This is a genomic window from Kitasatospora sp. NPDC091257, assembly GCF_044757675.1.
In the GTDB taxonomy this organism is placed as follows: Bacteria; Actinomycetota; Actinomycetes; order Streptomycetales; family Streptomycetaceae; genus Kitasatospora; species Kitasatospora lactacystinica.
On the sequence record NZ_JBIVVI010000554.1, the window covers coordinates 1 to 5,783 of the forward strand.

Genomic DNA, 5,783 nt, shown 5'->3' on the forward strand with positions numbered 1-5,783 from the left:
GCCACCGCCCTGACCGGTCTGGCGGCCACCCAGGCCGCCGCCGCCCCGGCCCCGGCCCCCGCCACCGCCGCCGGTGCCAAGCCCGCCGCCCCGCTCACCGGGACCATCAAGGACGTCAAGCACGTCGTCGTCCTGATGCAGGAGAACCGTTCCTTCGACCACTACTTCGGCACCCTGGCCGGCGTCCGCGGCTTCGGCGACAAGCAGGCGCTCCAGTTCCCGGACGGCACCGACGTCTTCCGCCAGCCCGACAGCCGGCGCAGCGACGGCGGCGCGATGCTGCCCTACCGGATGGACACCGCCAAGTACAACGCCCAGAACGCCGGCGGCCTCCCGCACGACTGGGCCACCGGCCACCAGGCCATCAACAACGGTGCGATGAACAAGTGGATCGCCGCCAAGGGCGAGCGCACCATGGGCTACTTCACCCGCGACGACATCCCCTACCAGTACGCCCTGGCCGACGCGTTCACCGTCTGCGACGCCTACTTCACCTCGCTGGCCGGCCCCACCGACCCCAACCGCCTCTACCTGTGGACCGGTACCGCCGGCCCCGGCCGGGACGGCACCACCGGCCCGTGGATCGACAACACCCCGGTCACCGACAACCCCGTCGCCGACTGGACCACCTACGCCGAGCGCCTGGAGGCGGCCGGCGTCAGCTGGCGCGTCTACCACAACCCCAGCAAGGACGACCGCACCGGCGACTACGACGACAACGCGCTCTCCTACTTCAAGCAGTTCCACGAGTTCCCGCACGACGACCCGCGGTACGTCAACGCGATGACGAAGTTCGACCCCGCCGACTTCGACCGCCACTGCAAGGACGGCACCCTGCCGACCGTCTCCTGGCTGGTCGCGCCCTACCTGTTCTCCGAGCACCCGGAGGCCGGTCCGGCCTACGGCGCCCACTGGGTCGACCAGGCCCTGCAGTCGCTGATGTCCAACCCGGAGGTCTGGCAGCACACGGTCTTCCTGGTGATGTACGACGAGAACGACGGCTACTTCGACCACATGGTCCCGCCCACCCCCGAGCCCGGCACCCCCGAGGAGTTCACCCAGGGACGGGCCATCGGCCTCGGCAACCGGGTGCCGCTCTGGGTGATCTCGCCCTGGTCGCGCGGCGGCTGGGTCAACTCCCAGGTCTTCGACCACACGTCGGTGCTGCGCTTCATGGAGCTGGTCACCGGGGTGGCCGAGCCCAACATCTCGGCCTGGCGCCGGGCCGTCTGCGGCGACCTCACCAGCTGCTTCGACTTCGCCGCCCCCGAGCACTCGATCCCGGCGCTGCCCGACACCAAGGCGCTGATGGCCAGGGCCGACGCGGGCACCAAGCTGCCGGGCGTCGCGCTGCCGGCGGTCGGCGCCCAGGCGATGCCGGTCCAGGAGCGCGGCGAACGCCCGCACCGGCCGCTTCCGTACCAGCCGTGGGCCGACGTCGAGGTGGACCGGAAGACCGGCAGGGTCACCTGCACGATGAGCAACGACGGCTCGGTGGCCTTCCCGTACACCGTCTACCCGAACATCCTGCTCCCCTTCGCCGGCACCCCGTACACCGTCGCTCCCGGAGCCACCGCCCGGTACGTCTGGGACGCCGCCGCCACCGGCGGCCGCTACGACTTCACCGTGCACGGCCCGGACGGCTTCGTCCGACGCTTCGCCGGCACCGTGGTGCGCGACGGCCAGGACGGCCAGAACGACATCGGCGTGCCGATCGTCACCGCCGACCTGCGCGGCAACCGCAGGCTCACCCTCCAGGTGGCCAACGACGGGATGACCGACGTGGCCTTCACCGCCGCGCCCAACGACTTCGCGGGCACCGCGCAGACCGTCCAGGTCAAGCCCGGCAAGCAGGCCGACCTGGCCTGGCCGCTGGACAAGCAGGGCCGCTACGACGTCGTCGTGACCGCCCACACCGGTCAGCGCTTCGTCCAGCGCTACGCGGGCTGGGTGCACTGAGCCCCGGCCGGCCCGGCCGGGGGCGCCGATCCGGTGACCCCCGGCCGTGGCTCGGCCGCCGTGCCGGAGCCCGCCGTTACCGTCGGGCGCATGCAGAAGATCACCACCTTCCTCTGGTTCGACGACCGGGCCGAAGAGGCCGCCGCCTTCTACACCACCCTGTTCCCGGACTCCCGGGTCACCAGGACCACCCGGTACGGCGAGACCGGCCCCGGCCCGGCGGGCTCGGTGATGACCGTCGAGTTCGAGCTCGCCGGCCGCGAGTACACGGCCCTCAACGGCGGTCCGGCGTTCCACTTCACCGAGGCGATCTCGCTCCAGGTGGAGTGCGAGGACCAGCAGGAGGTCGACCGGCTCTGGGCGGAGCTCACCGCGGACGGCGGTCAGCCGGGTCCGTGCGGCTGGCTCAAGGACCGCTACGGCCTCTCCTGGCAGATCACCCCCCGGGTGCTGCTCGACCTGGTCGCGGGCGAGGACCGGGCCACGGCGGACCGCGTCTTCGCGGCCATGCTGCGGATGCAGAAGATCGAGATCCAGCCGCTGCTCGACGCGGCGCAGGGGTGAGGCCGTGACCGCCTTCAGCCACCGCGGCATCACCTACCTGCGGGCCGCCCCCGAGCGGGTCTGGCACGCGCTCACCAACGCCGACGAGTCCGGCCTCTACTGGGGCCACCGCAACGTCTCCACCTGGCTGCTCGGCGCGCCCTGGGAACACCAGCGGACCGACGGCTCCGGGACCGCCGACGTCATCGGCACCGTCGAGGCGGTCGACCGCCCGCACCTGCTGGTCACCACCTGGGCCGGCCCGCAGGAGCAGCACGCCGCCTTCCCCTCCCGGGTCACCTTCGAGCTCCAGGGCTGGCAGGACCTCACCCGGCTCACCGTCACCCACGTGGACCTCGCCGACGAGGCCGCCCGGGCGGACGCCGAACAGGGCTGGTCGGCGGTGCTCGCCAACCTCAAGACCTACCTGGAGACCGGCCACCCGCTGCCGCAGCAGCCCTGGCTGATGCCCTGACCGCGGCCCCGTGACCGCGGCCCGCGGCCCGCGGCCCGCGGCCCGTGGCGAACGGCGCCCGGCCGGGGCGTGTCCGCCACGGCGGAGCGCCCTACGCCGCCGGGCGCTCCGCCGTGGCGGACCGGCCGCCGCGGGCCCGCTCGCCGCGCAGCAGACGGCGCAGCGCGGCGTAGCGGGAGAACCGCTCCCGGTTCGCCACCGAGGCCCGGTCCAGCTCCTCCATCAGCCGCCGGCTGCGGTGCTCCAGGTCCATCTCGTCCAGGATGCGGTCCACCTCGGCCAGTATCGAACCGTGCAACTGCCAGGCCTCCGGGTGCTCCTGGACCTTGCGCAGCAGCACCTGGGCGACGTTCTCCCGGCAGGCCCAGGCCGCCGCCAGCTCGGCGGTCAGCCTGCCCTCGGCCTCTTCGGCGTTGCGGCTCACCTGCGTGGTCACCAGCACCGCGTAGCTGACCATCGCGTCGCCCACGTGCGCCAGCAGCTCCTCCAGCCCCGACGCGACGTCCGGCGGGAAGAGCCGTTCGCCGGGCGCGCGCCGCTTGGCCAGGTCGGTCAGCGAGCGGGCCAGCACCCGGATCACCACGACGCAGATCTCCAGGGTGTCCAGCCCGGTGCGCAGCACCAGCCGGGACAGCAGCCCCTCGCTGATCCGCGGGTTGAAGCGCAGGCTGTCCTCCGCCTGGCGCAGCGCCGCGTCCACGTCGGCGATCGCCTGGTCCAGCCGCCGGGCCTCGTGCAGCCGTTCGGCGGCCCGGGCCACCGGGGTGGGGCGGCCCAGTTCCTCGGAGATGTCCAGGAGCAGCTGGCGGGCCCGCCGGGCGAGGTCCTCGATCGACTCCCCGGCGGTGTCCACCCAGACCGGCGGCGCGAACAGCAGGTTGAACAGCAGGCCGACGGCGGCGCCGATGAGCGTCTCCAGCACCCGGTCCCAGGCCTGCGAGGCCAGTTTGGTCACGCCCAGGATCAGCATCGCGCTGATCGCGACCTCCTGGACGAACTCCTCGACCCGGACGAACCGGCCGACGACCAGCGAGGCCAGGATGATCAGCCCGAGGCTCCACCAGGAGAGCCCGACCACGGCGCTGAACCCGATCGCGATCAGCACCCCGACCACCACCGAGTTGACCCGGCGGATGCTGGTCTTCAGCGTCGAGTAGACGGTGACCTGGACGACCAGCAGCGCGGTCAGCGGCGCCGTCAGCGGGGCGGGCTCGCTGCTCAGCTGCGTCGCCACCGCGTAGGCGATGGTGGCCGCCACGGTGGCCCGGACGGTCTGGACCACGAAGGGTTCTCGGGTGCTGCGGCGGACCAGGTCCGCGAGGGACTCCGGGAGAAGGGCCATGTCGCCCTTCTTTCCCCGCATCCGCCGTTCACACCGCTCCCGGGGCGCTCCGGCACCCGTACGCCCGCATCGGGCCGCGCCGGCGCGGCGCCGGTGACCGCTAGCTGTCGCGGTTGAAGCGCAGCTTCCAGGGGGCCAGCGCGGACTCGACCTGCACGCCCATGCTCATCTTCGAGGCGCCCTCGATCCGCTCCTCGAAACGGATCGGCACCTCGCGGATCGACAGGCCCTGCTTGACGACCCGGTAGTTCATCTCGACCTGGAACGAGTAGCCGTTGCTCTGCACGGTCGGCAGGTCGATGGCGCGCAGGGCGCTCGCGCGCCAGGCCTTGAACCCGGCGGTGGCGTCCCTGACCCCGAGGCTCAGGATCGCGTTGACGTAGAAGTTCGCCCAGGCGGACAGCGCCTTGCGGTGCCAGGGCCACTCCTCGGCGGTCGAGCCGCCGGGGACGTAGCGCGAGCCCAGCACCACGGCGGTGTCGTCGGCGAGCAGCGTCTCGACCATCACGGGTATCACCGAGGCCGGGTGGGACAGGTCGGCGTCCATCTGCACCACCACGTCGGCGCCCTCGTCCAGGGCCTTGGCCATGCCGGCCAGGTAGGCGCGGCCGAGGCCGTCCTTCTCGGTGCGGTGCAGCACGCCCACGGTGCCGCCGGAGTCCGCGGCCAGCTTGTCGGCGATCTCGCCAGTGCCGTCGGGGGAGTTGTCGTCGACCACCAGCAGGTGCAGGTTGGGCACCGGAAGCTCCGCGAGCATGCCCGCGAGGACCGGGAGGTTCTCCCGCTCGTTGTACGTGGGGACGACCACAACGACCTTGGGGGAGGCCTCGACCATGTTCTGTTTCCCTCGTGCCTGCTCCGGATGGGACCGTGCGAGTCTATCCGGCGTGTCGGCCTGCTCCCGCCCCGGCCGGGGCGGAAACCCGTTCGACCGCGATGGGCCGATGTGGGAGGCTGCCGCCGCCCTTTCCGAACGCCGACCCGGAGCCCTCCTTGACGATTCGTCGCAGCACCGCCCTGCCCGTCACCGCCCTGGTCCTCGCACTGGCCACGCTGACCGGCTGCGGCGCCGACAGCGCCGCTCCGCCGCAGGCCGCCCCTGCGACCGGAGCGTCCACCGGCTGAGCCGCCCCCGCTACGCCGTGCCGTAGACGGCGGCGAGGTTGTCCTGGGCCGGGCGGGCCCGGCCGGCCGGGCCGGCGGCGAAGGCGCGCAGGACGTTCTCGGTGACCTGGCGGACCAGGTCCCCGGCGTGCGCGTCGATGCCGTGGTCGGCCCTGCCGCCGCCGGGGCCGCGGGCGTCCAGCGCCTCGACCCAGCGCATCGTCCCGGTGGCGAACACCCCGGCGCCGCCCGGCACGGTGCAGTAGGCGGTGTCGGAGTGGGAGCGGCGGCCGTCGCAGACCACGGGGGAGTGGGCGATCACCTCGATCGGGCGGGGGGTGGGGAAGCCGGTGTCCACCC

General features: G+C 73.0%; 7 protein-coding genes. 4 read left to right on the forward strand and 3 right to left on the reverse strand.

Annotated features, from left to right (window positions below; genetic code table 11):
• The 3 genes from ACIQOV_RS24120 to ACIQOV_RS24130 form a co-directional block, all read left to right on the forward strand.
• Nucleotides 1–1,959: phosphocholine-specific phospholipase C (locus tag ACIQOV_RS24120; RefSeq protein ID WP_401051625.1), on the forward strand; the 1,959-nt coding region annotated here is incomplete at its 5' end.
• Between the two features lie 90 nt (nucleotides 1,960–2,049).
• Nucleotides 2,050–2,523, forward strand: a complete 474-nt coding sequence (locus tag ACIQOV_RS24125; RefSeq protein WP_401051626.1) for a VOC family protein — start codon at nucleotides 2,050–2,052, stop codon at nucleotides 2,521–2,523.
• 4 nt (nucleotides 2,524–2,527) lie between these two features.
• A complete protein-coding gene (locus tag ACIQOV_RS24130) occupies nucleotides 2,528–2,977 on the forward strand; it encodes an SRPBCC domain-containing protein (RefSeq protein WP_401051627.1) in 450 nt (149 codons plus the stop codon).
• 91 nt (nucleotides 2,978–3,068) lie between these two features.
• Here ACIQOV_RS24130 and ACIQOV_RS24135 read toward each other — a convergent pair whose 3' ends face one another.
• Nucleotides 3,069–4,319: an aromatic acid exporter family protein gene (locus tag ACIQOV_RS24135; protein WP_401051630.1), complete on the reverse strand. Its 1,251-nt coding sequence runs from the start codon at nucleotides 4,317–4,319 to the stop codon at nucleotides 3,069–3,071.
• A 100-nt stretch (nucleotides 4,320–4,419) separates the two neighbouring features.
• Nucleotides 4,420–5,154 carry a polyprenol monophosphomannose synthase gene (locus tag ACIQOV_RS24140; protein WP_359903933.1) on the reverse strand — a complete coding sequence of 245 codons (735 nt, stop codon included), beginning with the start codon at nucleotides 5,152–5,154 and terminating at the stop codon, nucleotides 4,420–4,422.
• 158 nt (nucleotides 5,155–5,312) lie between these two features.
• Between ACIQOV_RS24140 and ACIQOV_RS24145 the strand changes: the two genes are divergently transcribed.
• A complete protein-coding gene (locus ACIQOV_RS24145; protein ID WP_401051632.1) occupies nucleotides 5,313–5,444 on the forward strand; it encodes a hypothetical protein in 132 nt (43 codons plus the stop codon).
• A 10-nt stretch (nucleotides 5,445–5,454) separates the two neighbouring features.
• On the opposite strand, the gene ACIQOV_RS24150 is transcribed toward ACIQOV_RS24145, so the two are convergent.
• On the reverse strand, nucleotides 5,455–5,783 hold a 329-nt coding region (locus tag ACIQOV_RS24150), incomplete at its 5' end, for a N,N-dimethylformamidase beta subunit family domain-containing protein (protein ID WP_401051635.1).

Bases quoted from the DNA above. Each gene is read 5' to 3' on its own strand.
- ACIQOV_RS24125 (WP_401051626.1), top strand. From the start codon at position 2,050: ATGCAGAAGATCACCACCTTCCTCTGGTTCGACGACCGGGCCGAAGAG.
- ACIQOV_RS24135 (WP_401051630.1), bottom strand. From the start codon at position 4,319: ATGGCCCTTCTCCCGGAGTCCCTCGCGGACCTGGTCCGCCGCAGCACC.
- ACIQOV_RS24140 (WP_359903933.1), bottom strand. From the start codon at position 5,154: ATGGTCGAGGCCTCCCCCAAGGTCGTTGTGGTCGTCCCCACGTACAAC.